This is a genomic window from Shewanella profunda, from assembly GCF_023283765.1.
In the GTDB taxonomy this organism is placed as follows: Bacteria; Pseudomonadota; Gammaproteobacteria; order Enterobacterales; family Shewanellaceae; genus Shewanella; species Shewanella profunda.
The window spans coordinates 48,543-67,844 of the sequence record NZ_JAKILG010000005.1 but is presented as its reverse complement, the minus strand read 5'-3'; the positions used below and the strand labels follow the sequence as shown (position 1 = coordinate 67,844).

Sequence of the window (19,302 nt, the reverse complement as noted above, 5' to 3'; positions counted from 1 at the left end):
AAAGACGAGCTTTACCTGTTATAAATTGACACAAATTCGACTCCCTATTAGGGTAATCAAGTTATGTCAATGCGTTATCCTTCATATTTGTGCTCAAATACGAGGTTTCGCAATGATACTTGAGCAATGTCAAAAAAGATACCAAAGAAGGGCGGCTGAAAGTTGATCTAGATCAACCTACGCCATAGAATGTTAACACATTGCATCATAAGGTTAATTTTTGTGCTTATGCGTCACTTCCTACTATTTTTAGTCATGGCATTCTTGCTCAATCTCACTGCTTGTGAAGAAAATGTCGAGCAAGTCGAAGGAAAACAACGTCCCGATCCATCACTATGTGTATTTTCTCAAGGTGAATGTGTAAAAACTGTTGCTGAGATTGAACTGCGCTTCACCATGACTCCGAGTCATGCCCCGAGTGAAAAACCATTGATATTGAAGCTATTATCTTCATCGCCAATAAGTAATGTACAAATGCGCTTAGAGGGAAGAGATATGTTTATGGGGATTATTCCTGTTAATGTGCGTCAAGTGGATGAAATGAATTATATAGGTCAAATGGTCTACGGTTCTTGCAGTAGTGGCTATATGGTCTGGCGTGGATTTGTAAGCTTTACTCTCAATGGAAAACCTCAAACCGTGATCTTTGATTTTCTCGCAGATAACAACATTGAATAAATGAACTAATCATAGAAAAAGAATAATGTTTGCCCTTAATGCAAACTGTAGAAATGTTCGATCTTAAAGATCCTTCCAGTTTTCTTTCACTTGAATAAAAATCTCAATATTCTGGATAAAAAGTTCGAGTAGATTAGGGTCAAAATGCTTACCCGCACCTTTACGCATTTCAGTTAATACTTCTTCTAATGGCCATGCTGATTTATAGCAACGGGTATGGGATAGTGCATCAAACACATCAGCAATGGCAACGATGCGCGCAAAAATATGAATTTCATCTTGCTTAAGGTTAGATGGATAGCCTGAACCATCATATTTTTCATGGTGTTGAAGTGCGATAATGGAAGCTGCATTGAGTATGGGACGTTCAGAATTAGCAAGGATTTGATGGCCAATACTGGGGTGTTGACGCATGATTTGCCATTCATCGTCGTTTAACTTACCAGGTTTAAGTAATACGGCATCTGGAATAGCGATTTTACCTATATCATGCATCGGTGATGCCCTGCGTAATAAATCTGCATCGTATTCACTTAATCCCGCCAGTAAAGCCAGTTGAGAACAATATTCGGCCATACGTTTAACATGATTTGCCGCTTCTTTAGAACGACTTTCTACTACATCCCCTAAGCGGAGGATCAGCTCAGATTGAGTATCTTCAACCTCTTGATTAAGTAATAGATTTTCAAATGCGACCCCAACATTGATGGCAAAAATATCGATAAGCTTTTTATCAAGATCATCGATTTTGTCAATACCATCCATATAGAGGAGGTTGATAAGGCCATTTTTTGTGGGGAAATAACCCACAAAATAGTTATCTTCATAGAGACAGCGCTTCTGTGTCAGAGCGCTACGTAGGAGTTTATCTATATGTTCTGGGAGTACAGTCTTAGATGAACTATTGGCGAATTGTCCCGTACCCGCCAGAATTTCAATTTCAGCACTATCCACATGACCACTAATTGCATCCATCGAATTGCAGGTCAAAAGTAAGGTTTCATTATCTAAGTTGAGAAGTGTGGCGACTTGAGTCAGCAGGCCATCAGCAAACCTATGTAATGTTCTTAATTCAAATAACCCCGCAGTGGCTTCAAGTACACGCTCTAATCCCATACGATGATTTAACTGAGCACGCCTTGCTTGTTCAATCTCCATAATATCGCGATAAGAACGCAGGGCAGAGTATACACTGGTCATAAGCTTACGGGAGTCAAGTTCCGATTTCGCTTTATAATCATTGATATCATAATTGACTATCACATCTTCTTCCGGAGCTTGCCCTGGTTGTCCTGTTCGTAAGACTAAACGAATAGTTTTATTGCATAATTCCTCACGGATCCATTTTATGAGCTCTAATCCTGCATGATCACTTTCCATTACTACATCGATAAAAGCTATTGCAACATCTTGTTCTTGTTTGAGTAACTCCTTAGCTTGTTCTCCGCTGTACGCATTGATAAAAGCGAGTGCACGGCCATCGAGTCTAAAGCGAGATAGAGCGAGTTTAGTCACAGTATGAACATCTGGCTCATCATCGACGACAAGTACCTTCCACGGAGGACCACATTCTGCGGTTTCTACCGATTTTTTACCGGAAAAAAGAGGGTTTTTCTTTGCAAGATCAATCAGCATTTGACACCTCTATCATATGAAAATACAACACACAGTAAGAGTGTAGTAGAAGCCTTTAAAGTCGAGATAAAAATAATGCAGAAAGTGGGTTACATGACAAGATGAGAGTATGAAGTTGATAACTATTCTCATTTGTGTATTCTATTCAGTTAATGGAAACACAGAACGGAAAAGAGCAAATGGCTGAACGTATCAATTTATCAATCTCTGAGAGAAAACTTGCGCAACTGATCCGTGATGGCTACGTGTGTGCTGCAGACTTTTCATGCCTAGATAATCAATCTAAGCAGAAAGTATGGCAACTTTGCCTTATTTGTTGCAAAAAAAGAATTGTTTGCGATCAATGTGTAAATCTGGATTGTGCTCAAGTTGAGAATCGCATTAACACCAAATCAATCTGACATTTTTAAGTGTAATTGCCGAATAGGACACATAAAACGCTATTGATAGAAACCATAGCCAGTATTACTCGACCCTAAAATTCGATCATTTTGGCAGATAAAGTAAAGTTTTGAGATAGTAGGTTAGGTTAGCAAAACACCTTTTAAAACAAATTTTTAATAGACAGCCTAATCCTTATTTATTGGATTTAACATAATATACATTGTGCGCAGTTTTGTGTGGAAGGGCTTGGAGATGCCGATAACGTCACTTATCGGCATTAAGGCATGCTTAACGATGTCTATGGGCAATGTGAATTCTCGCTTCGTCGACATTTGCATTATTTAATTTGGTCTCTTTTTATAAAGACATTCAGCTACCTTTTGCTCCATTTGAAGGGCTTAGTTTATCAGTTGCACCAAAGCCAGTTTGTCGAGTGTCATGGGATATTAAAGAGTCACGCTTTACTTGCCACATTGAGGACCAAGAGTTTAGTTTTGACGATGTTTTTCTCGACCTTGAGTTTCTTGCTGCGCAAGCCAAAGAAAATGGCTGGAATGGTTCTGGGCGTATTCTGACAATTCCTGATTCGAATCAACCTGAATATCTAGAGCACAACGCGTGCTATTAAGTACAGCTAATTTATTAGCTACCGATATTGTGTGTTGGATTTAGTCACTGCCACTTCCCTGTTATTCGGTATGTTTATGCGATAGGAATTTGCTTTTGCTAGGTAATTGTTTCTTATACAACGTCAGTGGCAATCGATGCAAACGCTCATTTATCCTAGCACGCACTGCAATTTTGATATCAAATGGATAGCCAATTCACGTAATGATTTGGTCGAACAGATACGTGTGAAATACACGTTATTGGGGCTCGGTAAGGATACGTTGTCTGAGTCAATCTTAATGGAGAGCTTCTTAAACGCCAAAAACAAAAAAGCCGTTGATTATCAACGGCTTTTTTGTTTTTAATATGGCGGAGGAGCAGGGATTTGAACCCTGGGTGGGCTATAAACCCACGCCGGTTTTCAAGACCGGTGCATTAAACCACTCTGCCACCCCTCCGAACGAGGCGCATAATATAAGTTAGTTTATTGTCTGTAAAGTACTTACTGATAATGACGTGCTAAATGTTTGTATAACAATCAATCTGTTTTATTTTCCTCCATTTCTGTGGTTGATTCCAATACGTGCAGGGTCGGGAGTTGTAAAATCAACGGCAAAATCACCCCACTGCTGCTTGCTCTTAAGTACGTAACCCAAAACAACCACAACTGCGCAAGTAAGAATGCCCCAACCTATTGCAATTTCCCCTAAGTTTGCCCATATAGCCACTAAACTCGATGCCCCAAATGCAATAGTGATCTGCAAAAAATTTTGTAGCCCTGCGGCTTTTGCGACATTTTGTTTAAATTGCTGTAGCGCATTATTAACGACTATCGGATAGATTGCGCCGTTTGCGGCCGCTAAAATCGAAAATGATGCCAACAATGGAAAAATTGTCATAGCAGGGAAAACTAGGGTAAACATCGCAATCGAAACAACACAAGCAGCAAAAATAGATAATAGAACATTCAATGTATTATTGGAGCCTATGCATTTTATCAGTAACTTACTTGCGTAGCCCCCTACGATGAACATAATCGTTTGAGGAATAAAGCTTAAACCAATTTCAGTTGCTTGATAGCCATGTTGCTCCATTACTATCGGCCACACGGTTAAGTAAGCAAAAAATGCCGCTGAACAAGCGCCGAAGATCACAACATTGCCTAAATAGCGGGTATTTTTCAACATTTGCCAATAAGATACAGCAATATGCTCAGTGTGCTTATGCTGTGACTTTCCCGGAACAAAGTAGAATGTCATCAATATCAGTAGAAAAGCGATAATGCACAATGAGATAAATATTGCACGCCAGCCTAATTCATTCAGAAGATAAGCGCCAAGGATTGGAGCTAATGCAGGAGAAAGCGCAACCAGAGGCATAATATTGCTAAATATGCCTTGCGCCTTTTTAGCATCATATTTTTCAACAACAATGGCTTGCCAGATCACCCCTGCACTGCAAGCACCAATGGCTTGGAAGAATCGAGCAATATTGAGCATTAAGATTGAATCGCTATTGGCAATAAATAAACTCGCAATAGCAAAAATAACTAATCCAAATACCAGCGCATAACGTTTACCGATTTTGTTGACCAATGGGCCGTAGAGCAATTGACCAAGAGCAAGACCCGCAAGGAAACAGGTAAGTGACATTGCGACCTGTGATGGGGTGCTATTTAAGGAGCTTTCAATTGCTTTGAATGCAGGGAGGTACATGTCAGTTGCAATAAAACCAAGCATACTCAAGAGTGCTAAGTAGCTTAAGAATACAAATAACTTCAGATTTACAAGGGTGTTACTAGACGTTTTCATAAAATAATCATGTCAAATAGACTAAGGCGCGCAGTCTAAAGACTTGTTAAATTCATTGGAAACGTTTATTTTTGAAATATGTCATCAATTATTTTCATTGGAATGGATATCAACTATGCTCTCGGAACAAGCGTTAGAACTCATTGATATAGTTGCTCGTGTTGGGAGTTTCACCGCAGCGGCTCACCGGCTACACAAAGTTCCTTCAGCGGTGAGCTATGCGATCAAACAGATTGAAGAAGAGTTGGGTGTTATTTTATTTGAGCGTCATCATCGAAGTGTCACCTTAACCCCCGCGGGTGAACATTTTGTGAAGCAAGCTAGATATATACTCACACAAATGGATGAAATGAAACGTGGTACCCAACGGGTTGCTAATGGCTGGCAACCTACTCTATCTATCGCTTTAGATAATATCGTTCGTGCAGACAGGATCAGTGTGCTTATCGCTGATTTCTATCGTCATTTTCATGATATTGAATTGATTATTCGTATTGAAGTCTTTAATGGCGTATGGGAAGCGCTCGCCACTGGTCGCAGTGATATTGCTATTGGCGCCACAACAGCAATTCCCGTTGGCGGAGTGTACCAATATAAAGATATGGGTGATATTAAATGGGCATTTTTAGTGAGTAAAAACCATCCATTGGCGCATATTGAACGCCCATTAACGGATGATGAGTTACGCCCTTTTCCTTCGATTTGTCTGGAGGATACCTCGCGAGAAATACCCAAACGCATGACCTGGCTGCTTGATAATCAACGTAGGCTTGTTGTACCCGATTGGATTCGAGCAATCAATTGTTTCCGAGAAGGTTTAGGTGTGGGTTATATGCCAGTACATTTAGCCAGTGTGTTTATTAAAGCGGGGGCTTTAGTCGAGAAGCAGTTAGAAAACCCAAAACTTACAAGTCCTTGCTGTCTTGCATGGAATGCAGACAAAATGTCACCTGCCCTTACTTGGGTGCTTGATTATTTAGGGGATACAGACAAGCTCCATCGAGAGTGGTTGGCCTAGTTTTATAAAGCATTAACCTAGTTTTAACTTGGTTTACTCAGCGATGCGCTGTCATTCATTTCGAATCACTAGGCCTTGAATATTAGTTTTTAAAATAAAATGAATATTAACAATTTGTTATTCAGCCGAGTGTGCTTTTACCTGTACCTTAAGTAGGGTATTATTGTACAAGCTCCATTAGTGTAGGTGTTTTACGGGAACTAAAGCTTCCGTCAAAAATCAAAGTGATCAGTTTGGAAATGTGTCAACGGAGACCAATATGACTCAAGAAACTCTGTACTCAGCGAGTACGTCAACACTGGAAGTGAACAAACTTCTTAGAAACACTTATATGCTGTTATCGATGACACTCGCCTTTTCAGCACTATGTGCAGGATTGGCCATGGCGCTCAATATCAGCCCATTAATGTCCATTGGCTTATCAGTTGGTGGCCTAGTGCTGCTTTTTGTGACATTACGTAAAGCCGAATCTGCTGCGGGTATCTTCTGGGTGTTTGCTTTTACGGGCATGGAAGGCGCATCTCTTGGTTATATGCTTAACCACTATGCAGGTATGGCAAATGGTCCACAGTTGATCATGCAAGCACTAGGTTTAACCTCAGTCATTTTTGTTGCTTTATCAGCTTATGCGTTAACCACTAAGAAAGATTTTTCATTCCTACGAGGTTTTCTGTTTGCAGGTTTGATTGTTGTGATTGCTGCAGCGGTGATCAATATTTTCGTGGGTAACAGCGTTGCCTTTATGGCGATTAATGCGGGCCTCGCTTTGTTAATGACCGGATTCATCCTGTTTGATACTAGCCGTATCGTTAATGGTGGCGAAACCAACTATATTCGTGCAACTATCTCCTTATATTTGGATTTTTTAAACCTCTTTATTGCTATTTTGCACCTGATGGGCATAGGCAACGATGACTGATCCCCTTTTGGATTAACTTACGTTAGAATGGCCCTACTTTTAGGGCCATTTTTATTATTAATGAGCAAATTTATTATCCAAGTGAACGGGCCTGCCTATGGCACATCGGCAAGTGTGAATGCCCTACGCTTTACCCAAGCCGCATTAATGGGCGGCCATCAAGTAGTTTGTGTGTTTTTTTATCAAGATGGAGTTTATAACTCCACAGATTTTAGTTTGCCAGCATCCGATGAGTATGATGTCGTAGAACATTGGCAACAACTGGCGGTGCAACATCGAGTGCCTTTAGTTAATTGTGTGTCTGCTGCACTTCGTCGCGGTATTGTTAGTGAGCAAGATGCTAATGAGAATGCGCTTAACCATTGGAATGTCAGTCAATCCTTTATCATGGGGGGCTTAGGCGAGCTCATTACCAGTATTGAATCTGCTGACCGCTTGATTAGCTTTTAACCCTCGGAAATCCTATGAAAAAATTATGTATTCTATTCCGAAGCGCCCCTCAGGGAACGGTAAAAGGCCGCGAAGGATTAGATCTTGCGCTGCTCAGTGCCAGTTTTGAACAAGAGGTCAGTTTAGTCTTTGTCGATGAAGGCGTTTTGCATCTATTGAAGGATCAGCAACCAGAACTCATTGGTGGTAAAGATTATATTTCGACCTTTAAGGCATTACCGCTTTACGATATCGAATCGGTTTTTGTGTGTAAGCAATCCTTAGCTGAATATGGATTAAGTCATGGATTACTGTCGATCCCAGTCACTGTTGTTAACGATGAAGCTATTTCGGCCCACTTAAAATCGGTAGATGAGGTCTTAGTATTCTAATGATTTTACATCATATTCAAACATCCCCTAACCGAGATAATGCCCTCAAACTTTGCTTGCGTTATGCCTGTAAGGAAGACGCTATCTTACTGTCTAGTGATGGCGTTAACGCCCTGCTATTACGTCAATGGGCAATGGCATTATCACCCTTTAAGCTTATGGTGTTAAAAGACGATGTCATCGCACGTGGGCTAACGGAGCGTCTAAGCAATGTGTGTCTTATTGATTATAACGAGTTTGTTGCTCAAGCATTACTGCATGACAAGGTGATAACGTGGTAAATCCATTGCAATTTAATGGCGCAGAAATCGCCCGTGACCATCAAGGTTATTTAAATGATCTTAACGATTGGCAACCTGAGTTGGCTTTGCTGCTGGCTAAAGAAGAGCAACTCGAGTTGACTCCAGCACATTGGGAAGTGATTAACTTCGTTCGAGATTTTTATTTAGAGTATAAAACGAGCCCTGCAATTAGGGTGTTAGTTAAAGCCATAGGTCAAGCCTTGGGACCAGACAAAGGCAATTCAAAGTACTTGTATACCCTGTTTCCGATTGGGCCAGCTAAGCAAGCGACTAAGATCGCAGGTTTGCCTAAACCGGCTAAATGTATTTAGTGCCATTGGTATCAAGTATCTGAGACTCAACGTAGCAAAGGTGCAAACAAAAAGGCATGTTCCCTTGGAAACATGCCTTTCTTTTTACTTGAAAAAAGTTGGTAGGGTTATTTGACGTTTTCCAATATAACCCAGATGGCCTTACCTATAGTCGCCAACATCACTGCACAAAATACAGCGATAATTGCTGTATAGGAAAGCCAACGAAGATAACGTTGACTTTTATCCATAGCGTTGGGCGATATTCCTTAACCGATTTGAGTTAAACCACCCATATAAGGACGTAGTGCTTCCGGTATAGTGACGCTGCCATTTGCATTTTGATAGTTTTCTAAAATCGCCACTAAGGTACGGCCAACAGCCAAACCTGAACCGTTCAATGTGTGTAATAAAGCGGGTTTATTATCAGCTTTCACACGGTAACGCGCCTGCATACGGCGGGCTTGGAAATCCTTCATGTTCGAGCAAGAAGAAATCTCACGGTAAGTATTTTGTGCTGGTAACCAAACTTCAATGTCATAGGTCTTGCTCGAGCCAAACCCCATATCACCTGTGCATAACACCACAGTACGATATGGCAGGCCTAAACGTTGCAGTACGGTTTCTGCATGGTTTGTCAGCGTTTCGAGCGCTGCCATTGAGTCTTCCGGTTTGACCAATTGAACTAGCTCAACTTTATCGAATTGGTGCTGACGAATAAGACCTCGGGTATCTTTACCGTAGGATCCTGCTTCACTACGGAAACAGGCAGTGTGAGCCGTTAACTTAATCGGTAGCTCGTCTTCATCGACTATGCTATCACGCACTAAGTTAGTCAGCGGCACTTCTGCTGTTGGGATCAAACTTAACCCTTGGCCTTCTTCGGTTGCTGGTTTAGTGTGGAATAAATCTTCACCAAATTTCGGCAATTGGCCAGTGCCGAGTAAACTGGCCTCATTCACCAGTAACGGCACATAAGCTTCGGTATAACCATGCTCAGTGGTATGCAGATCCAACATAAACTGGCCTAGGGCACGGTTTAATCGGGCGATTTGACCTTTCATAACAATAAAACGAGAGCCTGTGATCTTAACCGCGCTTTTAAAATCTAAACCGTTTAAGCCTTCACCCAAGTCAATATGATCTTTGATAGGGAAATCAAAACTACGTGGGGTGCCCCAACGGCGAACTTCGACGTTTTCAGTCTCATCGGCACCAATGGGGGCAGATTGATCTGGCAAGTTTGGCATAGACATGGCTATTGTATTAACTTCTTCTAATACGGCTGCCAGTTCCAATTTTTTAGCATCTAATTGTGAGCCTAAATCACCCACCTGTGCCATGATTGCTTCCACATCTTCACCACGGGCTTTGGCTTGGCCGATAGATTTGGAGATGGCATTACGCGACGCTTGCAGCTCTTCAGTAGCCACTTGCAGCGACTTACGTTTTTCTTCTAATTGAGTAAGATGAGCGACATCTAAAATAAAACCACGAGTGGCCAATCGCTCCGCGGTAACTGCTAATTCGTTGCGCAAAAATTTAGGATCTAACATGTGATATATTCTTAATAGTTAAATGCGAGAAAAAACCAGTTGCTGACCTAAATAAACCATAAACAAACATAAACTTAGGTTCAACACCACATTCAAAATCGCCTTCAGCCAATCCCCTTCTTGCAACAGCAATAAGGTTTCATTAGAGAAAGTCGAAAACGTTGTTAACGCGCCTAATAGACCAACACCTATTAGCGCTTTCAGTTCTGGGCTGATATGACTCATTTGCCCCAGAGCGTATATCACGCCCATAAAAAATGAACCAATAACATTGACCAATAGTGTACCAAAAGGAAAACTGCTGCCAAATACTTGGATCATGAATATTGTAATAAGATAACGAAAAACAGCACCAATTGAACCGCCTAGGGCAACTAATAGGACGTTAGTCATAACGCTTGTTCTCACTGGCTTTGTCTAATTGGGTTAATTGTACCAACTTATCCTTAATTCGCTTCTCAAATCCCCGTTCAGTTGGAAAGTAAAACTGGGCAGTGTGCAGGGATTCAGGGAAATAACTTTCACCACTGGCATAGGCATTAGGTTCATCGTGGGCATAGCGATACCCTTCCCCCATACCAATATCTTTCATTAGCTGTGTTGGTGCATTACGTAAATGGTGTGGAACACTCTCTTGGCCGGTTTCGCGCGCCAGTGCTCGCGCCGCTTTAAATGCGGTATATACAGCATTACTTTTAGGTGCACTAGCCAGATAAACAATGGCCTGCGCAATCGCTCGCTCACCTTCGGCAGGCCCAACTCGGTGGAAACAATCCCAAGCATTGAGCGCAATTGTCATTGCCGCAGGATCTGCATTTCCCACATCTTCAGAAGCAATCGCAAGTAGTCGCCTTGCAACGTAGAGCGGATCGCCGCCGCCTTCCAGGATCCGGCAATACCAATAAAGTGCCGCATCGGGCGCAGAACCGCGAATAGATTTATGCACAGCCGAAATCAAATCGTAAAATTGATCGCCATTTTTATCGAATCCAGCAACTTGGTGCCCCGCCACTTGAACCAGCATATCAAGGGTAAATGTGCCGTTATCACTAACCATATCACCCATCAACTCGAGTAAATTTAGCGCCTTACGCGCATCGCCATCACAAAGTTGAGCAAGTTTTATGAGCACATTCTCAGGCATTTCGAGTTGCCGCAGACCAAGGCCACGCTCAGTATCGGCCAAGGCTTGGGTCACGATATGTGCAATCTCATCATTACTTAAGCGTTTGATAAGATAGACTCTTGCCCTAGAGAGCAAAGCGTTGTTGATTTCAAATGAGGGATTTTCGGTAGTCGCGCCGATAAAAATCACAGTGCCATCTTCAATGAATGGCAAAAATGCATCCTGCTGACTTTTATTAAAGCGATGAACTTCATCAACAAACAACAACGTACGCTGACCTCGAGAACCCGCAATAGCTTGAGCTTGCTCAATGGCCGCACGTATATCTTTTACACCTGATGTAACCGCTGAAATTCGCTCCACATGGGCATTGGAATAATGGGCTATCAACTCGGCAAGGGTCGTTTTACCCGTCCCCGGAGGTCCCCACAACATCATAGAGTGAGCCCGCCCCGCTTCCAATGCCTTACGCAGTGGTTGGCCTTCACCTAACAAATGGGCTTGGCCAATATATTCCATTATCGACCGTGGCCGCATACGAGCGGCCAGAGGACGAAAATCGGGGGCGAAATTAAAAGATAGACTGCTCACACTTCGACCTAGTTAAGCGCTTTAAGACGCTGATCATCAACATCGACATTGTCGGGTAAGACAAACTTAAATAACACTTTGTCTTCATTAGTGATCACTTTCTGATTACTCAAATCAAACTGGCTGAGATTTCCTTTGTCATCAAGTACATTGAACTTAGACAGTTGTGAATTTTTAAAACACACACTCACCGTCATGATGCCCGAATCGATAGCTTTAGGTTGAATTTCATAACAATCTTGCTTTTTATTCACTGAATATTGCGACCAAGTGGTGTCATCTCGGTGAACCAATAATGCTATAGGTGAGGCATTTATTGCCTCTGCAAAATCCATGATCACAACTTCTTCTGCAAATGGATTGTAGATCCACAAATCTTTACCATCCGCGACTATTTGTGATTCATCGGGTGAGGTTAAATGCCAATAAAATTGGTTAGGATGTGCCAATGCAAAGACACCTGAGCCAGTTTGGATGACCTTTTTGTTCACATCTGTCACTGTCTGCTTAAAATCCGCCTTGAGCGAAGCTGTGCTAACCAGAGTATCCCTAAGTTGCTGTGCATCATCCGCAAAGACAGCGGTACTATATAATAAAGGTGAAGTTAACATCACTGCGCACAAAAGGTTTTTCATCTTAATCCTTACTGCTTAAAAGTGTTTCAAATGGCGCATTTACGCTTGACACTATAGTTCGACATTCAGTCAAAAAATTAATAGTGTTTTGGTGGTGGCGGAGCAAGTACTTCACGGTTGCCATTATGCCCTTGAGCCGACACTATACCCTGCATTTCCATTTGTTCAATAATGCGTGCTGCGCGGTTATAACCAATCTTAAACTTGCGTTGCACGCTGGAAATTGAGCCTCGACGTGTTTCAGTCACAAAGGCAACGGCTTCATCATAGAGAGGATCATATTCCTCATCGGACTCCGCGGTTTCTCCAGGCAGTAATACCTGCTCGCCATCACTGACACCATTAAGAATTTCCTCAATATACTGTGGTTTGCCCCGAGCACACCAATCAGCAACTACGCGGTGAACCTCATGATCGTCAATAAAGGCACCATGCACCCGGTTTGGTACTGCGGTTCCCGGTGGCAAGAACAACATATCACCCATACCTAGCAAGGTTTCTGCGCCCTGTTGATCTAATATGGTGCGCGAATCAATGCGCGATGACACTTGGAACGCCATACGTGTCGGTATGTTGGCCTTAATCAAACCGGTGATCACATCCACTGAGGGTCTTTGTGTCGCTAAGATTAAGTGAATTCCCGCAGCTCGAGCTTTTTGAGCAATACGGGCAATCAATTCTTCTACTTTTTTACCAACAATCATCATCATGTCGGCAAACTCATCTACCACTACGACTATCGATGGCAATTTATCTAATGCTGGAGCTTCTGGTTCCATGCTGTCGGATGATTTCCACATTGGGTCTAAAATCACTTCACCGTTCGCTTTTGCTTCAGCAATCTTCGCGTTGTAACCTTTGATATTACGCACGCCCATCATGGACATCAGTTTGTAGCGGCGTTCCATCTCACCCACACACCAGCGTAGTGCATTAGCGGCTTCTTTCATATCGGTTACGACTTCACACAATAAATGCGGAATACCTTCATAGACAGAAAGCTCCAACATCTTGGGATCTATCATAATAAAGCGCACATCTTCAGGACCGGACTTGTAGAGTAAACTGGTGATCATCACGTTTACGCCCACAGACTTACCAGACCCCGTTGTTCCTGCGACAAGTAAATGCGGCATTCGGCCTAAATCAACCACAACGGGATCGCCTGCAATATCTTGGCCCAATACCATGGTTAAGTTAGACTTACTTTCTGTAAAAGCCGTACAATCAAGCACATCGCGCATAAATACCGTTTCACGGAATTTATTGGGTAGCTCTAATCCCACGTAGGCTTTACCGGGGATCACTTCAACCACGCGCACACTCTCTGCCAGCAACGAGCGTGCTAAATCTTTTGATAGATTAGATATTTTTGATGCTTTAACGCCGGGTGCCAATTCTAATTCGAAGCGGGTGATCACCGGACCTGGATAAACCCCAACGACATTGGCGATAATATTGAAATCTGCCAATTTCACTTCAACTAGGCGCGCAACTTGGTCGAGTTCTTCTGGGCTTATCGGATTCTTTTTACGATCAGGTACATCAAGCAAGCTGATGCTTGGCAATGGGTCCATCGGTTTCTTTGCTGCTGGTTTTGCCTCTTGCCCCGGTAACATGACAATACCATCAACTATTTTTGCTTTTTGATCTTGTTTCTTACGTTGGGCTTGTGTCACGGCGCCTGTTGATGCTTTGGTATCAAAATCAATAACATCATCATCGCTAAAGCCTAACTCATCATCTTCACCATCATCGATGAATGTTTCATGACTGAACATGGGTTCATTTTCATCAATATCAAATACATGAGTATTAAGATCTGTAACGTCATCATCATGGGCTGTGTTCGACCTAGCTACCCAAGGCGGGGTCTCAAAATGACCATGTTCAGCAATCGCCTGATGATCAATTTGAGGTTCAACTCTTTCGTTAGATTTATTTTTAGCTCCATTTAAACTCAGAATTTTTGCAAGTGAAGACAACTTAGCTTTTTTACTTGGTGCTTCATTTGTGATGATTTCATCATGACTTGGAGTCTTTATAACCATCGCAGGTTCGCGTACGCGTGGCTTTTCAAGTACATGTTGGGAATCACGACGTTGCTTGAATTTATCTACTACGGACATAAAGCCACGGGTGTCTTCAGTTTCATCTTCACGTTTAAAAGCTTGAGGTAGACTTTTAAGTCTCTTATAAAACCAAATGGACGCAAAACCGACCTTTTCTACCACAGTCAGCCAGCTTATTCCCGTCAATAATGTAAAGCCAGAACCTAAAAAACAGAGTAATAGTAAGGTAGTACCAAGCTTATTAAAATACGGCAACATAGCTTGCCCTATCACATCGCCAGCAACGCCACCTGCAGAAAACTCATAAATATTATTAGCATTCATGCTAGCTAAGGCTGAAACACCCAGAATAAGTAATAAAAAACCAATGATACGTAAGGCGACCGAAAAATAGTCAATTTCAAGCAAATCGTGGGCGCGCTTAAAGAGTAGCCATCCAGTCGAGGCCACAATGATCGGCATGATATAAGCCGTTACCCCGAAAAAGTACAATAGAATATCGGCTATCCACGCCCCTACTGCCCCAGTCCAGTTTTTAATTTCGCCCTGAAAATGCGATTGACTCCAACCAGGATCGGATGGGCTAAAGCTAGTCAAGGCAAGTAAAATATAAGTGGCAAGAACACAACAAATGATGAGTCCGCCTTCTAGCAGACGTTGCAGCCCGGTGAGCGTGCTTACACTATTTCCTTGAGACAAACGACATAATCCATAAAAATGAAACAGGTGGGCTAACGATACCAGAATCCCACTAAATGTGGAGCATATTAGCCTGATTTTCTCGCAAGATTTGACCATAATAAGCAAAAAGTAACCTAATGCGGGTCAATGGGTATTTTTTGGGCAAGAATAGTTTATGACACAAACACTTCCAGAATATAACTTGTACAAAATTGACACAAAAATAAGCCCCTAAGCAGGCAAACTTAAGGGCGGCACAAGGTTAACAATGATGTAAAATATATCTCAGTCATCAATAAATAAGGGGCCTTGGCCCCTTATGGTAAAACCATACAATCAGGGTAATTTAGATATCTGAGAGTAGATGATTTATTGCTACGCGACTGGTGTGTTTAACTTCTTCCATCACAACATAAGTACGAGTGTCAGAAACAGAAGGTAATTTAAGCAATGTTTCACCGAGTAGACGACGGTAAGCCGACATATCAGAAACACGCGTTTTTAATAAGTAGTCAAAATCGCCAGAAACTAAATGACATTCTTGAATATCATCAAGAAGTTGCACTGCACGATTGAACTTATCAAACACTTCAGGAGTATCACGGCTTAGTGTGATTTCCACAAATACCAGTAGGGATGCACCCAGGAAATGAGGATTGACCAGCGCAGTATAGCCGTTGATATATCCTTGCTTTTCGAGTCGTTTCACTCTTTCTAAACACGGAGTAGGACTTAACCCTACTCTTTTCGATAGCTCCACATTTGAAATGCGGCCATCAATCTGTAATTCATTCAGAATGTTGCGATCGATGCGATCCAAGTCTTTTACAGGACTCTTTTTATTATATGCCATTTATTTAACCTTGCTTTATCACTAAAACAACATTTTATTCTACGTATGTCCAAAGTTCAGCAGCATAAACTGCGTCGCCGCTACTATACTAGATATCCCTGAATTAATCACGTTCAGGTCACTATAAAATAACAATTATGCCCATTAAAAGTGGGTTTTCAGGCAATTGAGGCTCAAAGATGATTATTGGTGTTCCAAAGGAAATTAAAAACCACGAGTATCGTGTCGGTATGGTTCCTTCAAGTGTTCGTGAATTGACAATAAAAGGTCACGAAGTATTTGTCGAAACAAATGCCGGCACGGGAATTGGTTTTTCAGATCAGGATTATGTTGATGCTGGCGCCACAATTTTAGCGACTGCATCTGAAGTTTTTGCTAAATCGGAGATGATTGTAAAGGTAAAAGAGCCTCAAGCAGTTGAACGTGCAATGTTGCGTCACGATCAGATTTTATTCACTTATCTACATTTAGCGCCAGACTTACCCCAAACGGAAGATTTAATTAAAAGTGGTGCCGTGTGCATCGCTTACGAAACTGTCACTGATGATCGTGGTGGTCTGCCCCTACTGGCCCCAATGTCAGAAGTCGCTGGTCGTATGTCCATCCAAGCCGGGGCAATGGCACTAGAAAAATCTTCTGGTGGTCGCGGTATGTTATTGGGTGGTGTACCAGGTGTTGAACCAGCAAAAGTTGTCATTATTGGCGGCGGTATGGTGGGAACTAACGCTGCACAAATGGCAGTTGGCATGGGCGCCGACGTTGTTGTACTCGATCGCAGTATTGATGCTCTACGCCGCTTAAATGTTCAATTTGGTTCTGCCGTAAAAGCCATTTATTCAACTGCCGATGCGATTGAACGTCATGTTTTAGAAGCCGATCTTGTCATTGGCGGTGTGCTAATCCCAGGTGCTGCGGCGCCTAAATTAGTAACACGCAGCATGATTTCACGTATGAAACCTGGTAGTGCTATCGTTGACGTAGCAATCGATCAAGGTGGTTGTGTTGAAACATCACACGCGACAACGCACCAAGATCCAACGTATATCGTTGATGATGTTGTGCATTACTGTGTGGCAAACATGCCAGGTGCTGTTGCCCGCACTTCGACCTTCGCACTTAACAATGCAACCTTACCGTACATTCTTAAGTTAGCAAACTTAGGCTATAAAGAAGCGTTGCTCCAAGACAAGCACTTACTCAATGGCTTAAATGTAATGCACGGCAAAGTTGTATGTAAAGAAGTGGCCCATGCACTGAATCTTGAATACACGATGCCAACAACATTATTTGCCTAATTTATTTCCTGATAATATCTCTCATCTTGATGTAAAAAGGTTTTATCGGCCTCAACGCTGTTGAGGCTGTTTTTTTATAATGATTACGAAATAACAATCCAATAAAAACCTAATAAGTACATAAGATAAACTTATATGGTCAACACGCCTTAATTACTCGATTAGCATAATCTAAAAGGATCGCCAAACAGCGCTTTACCCCTACAGGTAAATTCCCTACAATTCTTGCAATTTGCTAAATGCACGGAGATAAAAATGAGCCAGGTCAGACATTGTAACTTATTGATTTTGGGTTCAGGCCCAGCAGGATATACCGCAGCCGTTTATGCTGCGCGTGCGAATTTAAAGCCAGTAATGATCACGGGGATGCAGCAAGGTGGTCAGTTAACCACAACGACTGAAGTTGAAAATTGGCCAGGTGATGCGGATGACTTAACAGGTCCCGCACTGATGGAACGCATGCAAAAACATGCGGAGAAATTTGATACCGAAATATTATTCGATCACATCAACGAAGTGACCTTAACCGAACGCCCTTTCCGCTTGAAAGGTGACAACGGAGAATACACCTGTGATGCGCTGATCATTGCAACAGGTGCTTCAGCCCGTTATCTAGGATTAGAATCTGAAGAAGCTTTTAAAGGTCGCGGCGTATCAGCCTGTGCGACCTGTGATGGTTTCTTCTACCGTAACCAAAAAGTTGCCGTCATTGGTGGTGGTAATACTGCGGTTGAAGAAGCGTTGTACTTAAGCAATATTGCCGCTGAAGTACACCTTATCCACCGCCGTGACACTTTCCGCTCAGAAAAAATCCTGATCGACCGTTTGATGGATAAAGTCGCCAATGGCAACATTATTCTTCACTTAGATCAGACCATGGATGAAGTGGTTGGTGATGCTATGGGCGTGACGGGCCTTAAGATGAAGAGCACTAAAGATGGCTCGATTACTGATTTAGCCGTTGCTGGTGTGTTTGTTGCTATTGGCCACAGCCCAAATACCGGTATTTTTGAAGGCCAATTAGAGATGAACCACGGCTACTTAAAAGTACAAAGTGGTCTTCAAGGTAATGCGACCCAAACCAGTATTGAAGGTGTATTTGCCTGTGGTGATGTGATGGACCAACATTATCGCCAAGCTATTACTTCTGCAGGCACTGGTTGTATGGCAGCACTCGATGCCGAGCGTTATTTAGACGCTAAAAAATAAAAAGACTCACTTTTTGAACAGATAGCAGGCTTTGCCTGCTATTTTTTAACCCAAAATCGTTAAGAGAGAACTGAACTTTTTTGCGGGCTTTGCCAACTACGCGCGCTTAATCGCATAAACACTTTGCCTTTATAAATCTATAATTTTTAGAAATACTTAGATATTTAAAATAATTATATCTTGTCAAAAATAGCGCACAAAAAAAGGGACCAAATGGTCCCTTCTCTACAGCAACAAACTAATTTCTTAGTTTAACGCTTCTTTTGCTTTTTCGACTAAAGTTGCAAATACAACTTTATCGAATACAGCGATGTCAGCCAAAATCTTACGATCGATTTCGATAGACGCCTTTTTCAGACCGTTGATGAAACGGCTGTAAGACAGACCATTTTGACGAGCCGCAGCATTGATACGTGCAATCCAAAGTTGACGGAATTGACGTTTTTTCTGACGGCGGTCACGGTAAGCATATTGACCAGCTTTAGTTACTGCTTGTACAGCAACGCGGTAAGTACGGCTACGAGCGCCATAATAACCTTTAGCTAGTTTTAAAACTTTCTTGTGACGAGCACGAGCGGTTACACCACGCTTAACTCTTGGCATTTTCTAATCTCCTAAATTAAGCGTAAGGTAATTGACGTGCGATTGCTGGAACGTCAGCTTTTGATACTAAACATTTGGCACGTAAGTGACGTTTACGTTTAGTGCTTTTTTTCGTCAAAATGTGACGTAAGTGTGCTTGCTTGCGCTTGAAACCATTAGCGGTTTTCTTAAAACGCTTCGCTACACCCTTGTCTGTTTTCATTTTAGGCATTTC

At 42.1% G+C, this 19,302-nt stretch carries 21 protein-coding genes and 1 tRNA gene; 11 read left to right on the top strand and 11 right to left on the bottom strand.

Going from position 1 to position 19,302, the window contains the following annotated elements:
- Nucleotides 1-189 precede the first annotated feature (189 nt).
- Nucleotides 190-678, top strand: a complete 489-nt coding sequence (locus L2744_RS04345) for a hypothetical protein (RefSeq protein ID WP_376711933.1) — start codon at nucleotides 190-192, stop codon at nucleotides 676-678.
- Between the two features lie 63 nt (nucleotides 679-741).
- On the opposite strand, the gene L2744_RS04340 is transcribed toward L2744_RS04345, so the two are convergent.
- Nucleotides 742-2,313, bottom strand: coding sequence for a DUF3369 domain-containing protein (locus tag L2744_RS04340; protein ID WP_248990769.1), 1,572 nt, complete (start codon nucleotides 2,311-2,313; stop codon nucleotides 742-744).
- Nucleotides 2,314-2,492: 179 nt separating this feature from the next.
- Between L2744_RS04340 and L2744_RS04335 the strand changes: the two genes are divergently transcribed.
- On the top strand, nucleotides 2,493-2,714 hold the full coding sequence (locus L2744_RS04335; RefSeq protein ID WP_248990768.1) for a hypothetical protein: 222 nt from the start codon (nucleotides 2,493-2,495) through the stop codon (nucleotides 2,712-2,714).
- Between the two features lie 329 nt (nucleotides 2,715-3,043).
- A complete protein-coding gene (locus tag L2744_RS04330) occupies nucleotides 3,044-3,325 on the top strand; it encodes a hypothetical protein (RefSeq protein WP_248990767.1) in 282 nt (93 codons plus the stop codon).
- 348 nt (nucleotides 3,326-3,673) lie between these two features.
- On the opposite strand, the gene L2744_RS04325 is transcribed toward L2744_RS04330, so the two are convergent.
- Together L2744_RS04325 and punC are read right to left on the bottom strand one after the other, a co-directional pair.
- Nucleotides 3,674-3,764, bottom strand: a tRNA-Ser gene (locus L2744_RS04325).
- 90 nt (nucleotides 3,765-3,854) lie between these two features.
- On the bottom strand, nucleotides 3,855-5,117 hold the full coding sequence (gene punC, locus L2744_RS04320; RefSeq protein WP_248990766.1) for a purine nucleoside transporter PunC: 1,263 nt from the start codon (nucleotides 5,115-5,117) through the stop codon (nucleotides 3,855-3,857).
- A 115-nt stretch (nucleotides 5,118-5,232) separates the two neighbouring features.
- Here punC and punR point away from each other — a divergent pair, with 115 nt between their 5' ends.
- From punR to L2744_RS04290, 6 genes are all read left to right on the top strand, one after another.
- Nucleotides 5,233-6,135, top strand: coding sequence for a DNA-binding transcriptional activator PunR (gene punR / locus L2744_RS04315; RefSeq protein ID WP_248990765.1), 903 nt, complete (start codon nucleotides 5,233-5,235; stop codon nucleotides 6,133-6,135).
- A gap of 259 nt (nucleotides 6,136-6,394) precedes the next feature.
- Entirely contained in the window at nucleotides 6,395-7,054 is a 660-nt protein-coding gene (locus L2744_RS04310) for a Bax inhibitor-1/YccA family protein (protein WP_248990764.1), read from the top strand.
- Nucleotides 7,055-7,114: 60 nt separating this feature from the next.
- A complete protein-coding gene (tusD, locus tag L2744_RS04305) occupies nucleotides 7,115-7,504 on the top strand; it encodes a sulfurtransferase complex subunit TusD (RefSeq protein WP_248990763.1) in 390 nt (129 codons plus the stop codon).
- Nucleotides 7,505-7,518: 14 nt separating this feature from the next.
- Nucleotides 7,519-7,875 (top strand): sulfurtransferase complex subunit TusC, encoded by a 357-nt coding sequence (gene tusC, locus L2744_RS04300; protein ID WP_248990762.1) that lies wholly within the window; start codon nucleotides 7,519-7,521, stop codon nucleotides 7,873-7,875.
- A complete protein-coding gene (gene tusB, locus L2744_RS04295) occupies nucleotides 7,875-8,156 on the top strand; it encodes a sulfurtransferase complex subunit TusB (RefSeq protein ID WP_248990761.1) in 282 nt (93 codons plus the stop codon). The genes tusC and tusB overlap by 1 nt, the downstream gene beginning before the upstream one ends.
- The gene (locus tag L2744_RS04290; protein ID WP_248990760.1) at nucleotides 8,150-8,488 is read left to right on the top strand and encodes a TusE/DsrC/DsvC family sulfur relay protein; all 339 of its coding nucleotides are present in this window, start codon (nucleotides 8,150-8,152) and stop codon (nucleotides 8,486-8,488) included. Before tusB ends, L2744_RS04290 begins: the two co-directional genes overlap by 7 nt.
- Nucleotides 8,489-8,736: 248 nt before the next feature.
- On the opposite strand, the gene serS is transcribed toward L2744_RS04290, so the two are convergent.
- From serS to lrp, 6 genes are all read right to left on the bottom strand, one after another.
- Nucleotides 8,737-10,023, bottom strand: a complete 1,287-nt coding sequence (gene serS, locus L2744_RS04285) for a serine--tRNA ligase (RefSeq protein ID WP_248990759.1) — start codon at nucleotides 10,021-10,023, stop codon at nucleotides 8,737-8,739.
- A gap of 18 nt (nucleotides 10,024-10,041) precedes the next feature.
- A complete protein-coding gene (crcB, locus tag L2744_RS04280; protein WP_248990758.1) occupies nucleotides 10,042-10,416 on the bottom strand; it encodes a fluoride efflux transporter CrcB in 375 nt (124 codons plus the stop codon).
- Nucleotides 10,409-11,740, bottom strand: coding sequence for a replication-associated recombination protein A (locus L2744_RS04275; RefSeq protein WP_248990757.1), 1,332 nt, complete (start codon nucleotides 11,738-11,740; stop codon nucleotides 10,409-10,411). Before L2744_RS04275 ends, crcB begins: the two co-directional genes overlap by 8 nt.
- Nucleotides 11,741-11,748: 8 nt before the next feature.
- The gene (lolA, locus tag L2744_RS04270) at nucleotides 11,749-12,375 is read right to left on the bottom strand and encodes an outer membrane lipoprotein periplasmic chaperone LolA (RefSeq protein WP_248990756.1); all 627 of its coding nucleotides are present in this window, start codon (nucleotides 12,373-12,375) and stop codon (nucleotides 11,749-11,751) included.
- Between the two features lie 77 nt (nucleotides 12,376-12,452).
- Entirely contained in the window at nucleotides 12,453-15,146 is a 2,694-nt protein-coding gene (locus L2744_RS04265) for a DNA translocase FtsK (protein WP_248990755.1), read from the bottom strand.
- Between the two features lie 328 nt (nucleotides 15,147-15,474).
- A complete protein-coding gene (lrp, locus tag L2744_RS04260; RefSeq protein ID WP_007647640.1) occupies nucleotides 15,475-15,981 on the bottom strand; it encodes a leucine-responsive transcriptional regulator Lrp in 507 nt (168 codons plus the stop codon).
- A gap of 179 nt (nucleotides 15,982-16,160) precedes the next feature.
- On the opposite strand from lrp, the gene ald reads away from it, so the two are divergent.
- Together ald and trxB are read left to right on the top strand one after the other, a co-directional pair.
- Nucleotides 16,161-17,276, top strand: coding sequence for an alanine dehydrogenase (gene ald / locus L2744_RS04255; RefSeq protein ID WP_248990754.1), 1,116 nt, complete (start codon nucleotides 16,161-16,163; stop codon nucleotides 17,274-17,276).
- Nucleotides 17,277-17,531: 255 nt separating this feature from the next.
- Complete coding sequence (gene trxB, locus L2744_RS04250; RefSeq protein WP_248990753.1) at nucleotides 17,532-18,485, top strand: thioredoxin-disulfide reductase; 954 nt, start codon at nucleotides 17,532-17,534, stop codon at nucleotides 18,483-18,485.
- 246 nt (nucleotides 18,486-18,731) lie between these two features.
- Here the strand turns inward: trxB and rplT are convergent, their stop codons facing one another.
- Together rplT and rpmI are read right to left on the bottom strand one after the other, a co-directional pair.
- Nucleotides 18,732-19,088, bottom strand: a complete 357-nt coding sequence (gene rplT / locus L2744_RS04245) for a 50S ribosomal protein L20 (protein ID WP_006081652.1) — start codon at nucleotides 19,086-19,088, stop codon at nucleotides 18,732-18,734.
- A 16-nt stretch (nucleotides 19,089-19,104) separates the two neighbouring features.
- The gene (gene rpmI, locus L2744_RS04240; RefSeq protein WP_006081653.1) at nucleotides 19,105-19,299 is read right to left on the bottom strand and encodes a 50S ribosomal protein L35; all 195 of its coding nucleotides are present in this window, start codon (nucleotides 19,297-19,299) and stop codon (nucleotides 19,105-19,107) included.
- Between the last annotated feature and the right edge of the window lie 3 nt (nucleotides 19,300-19,302).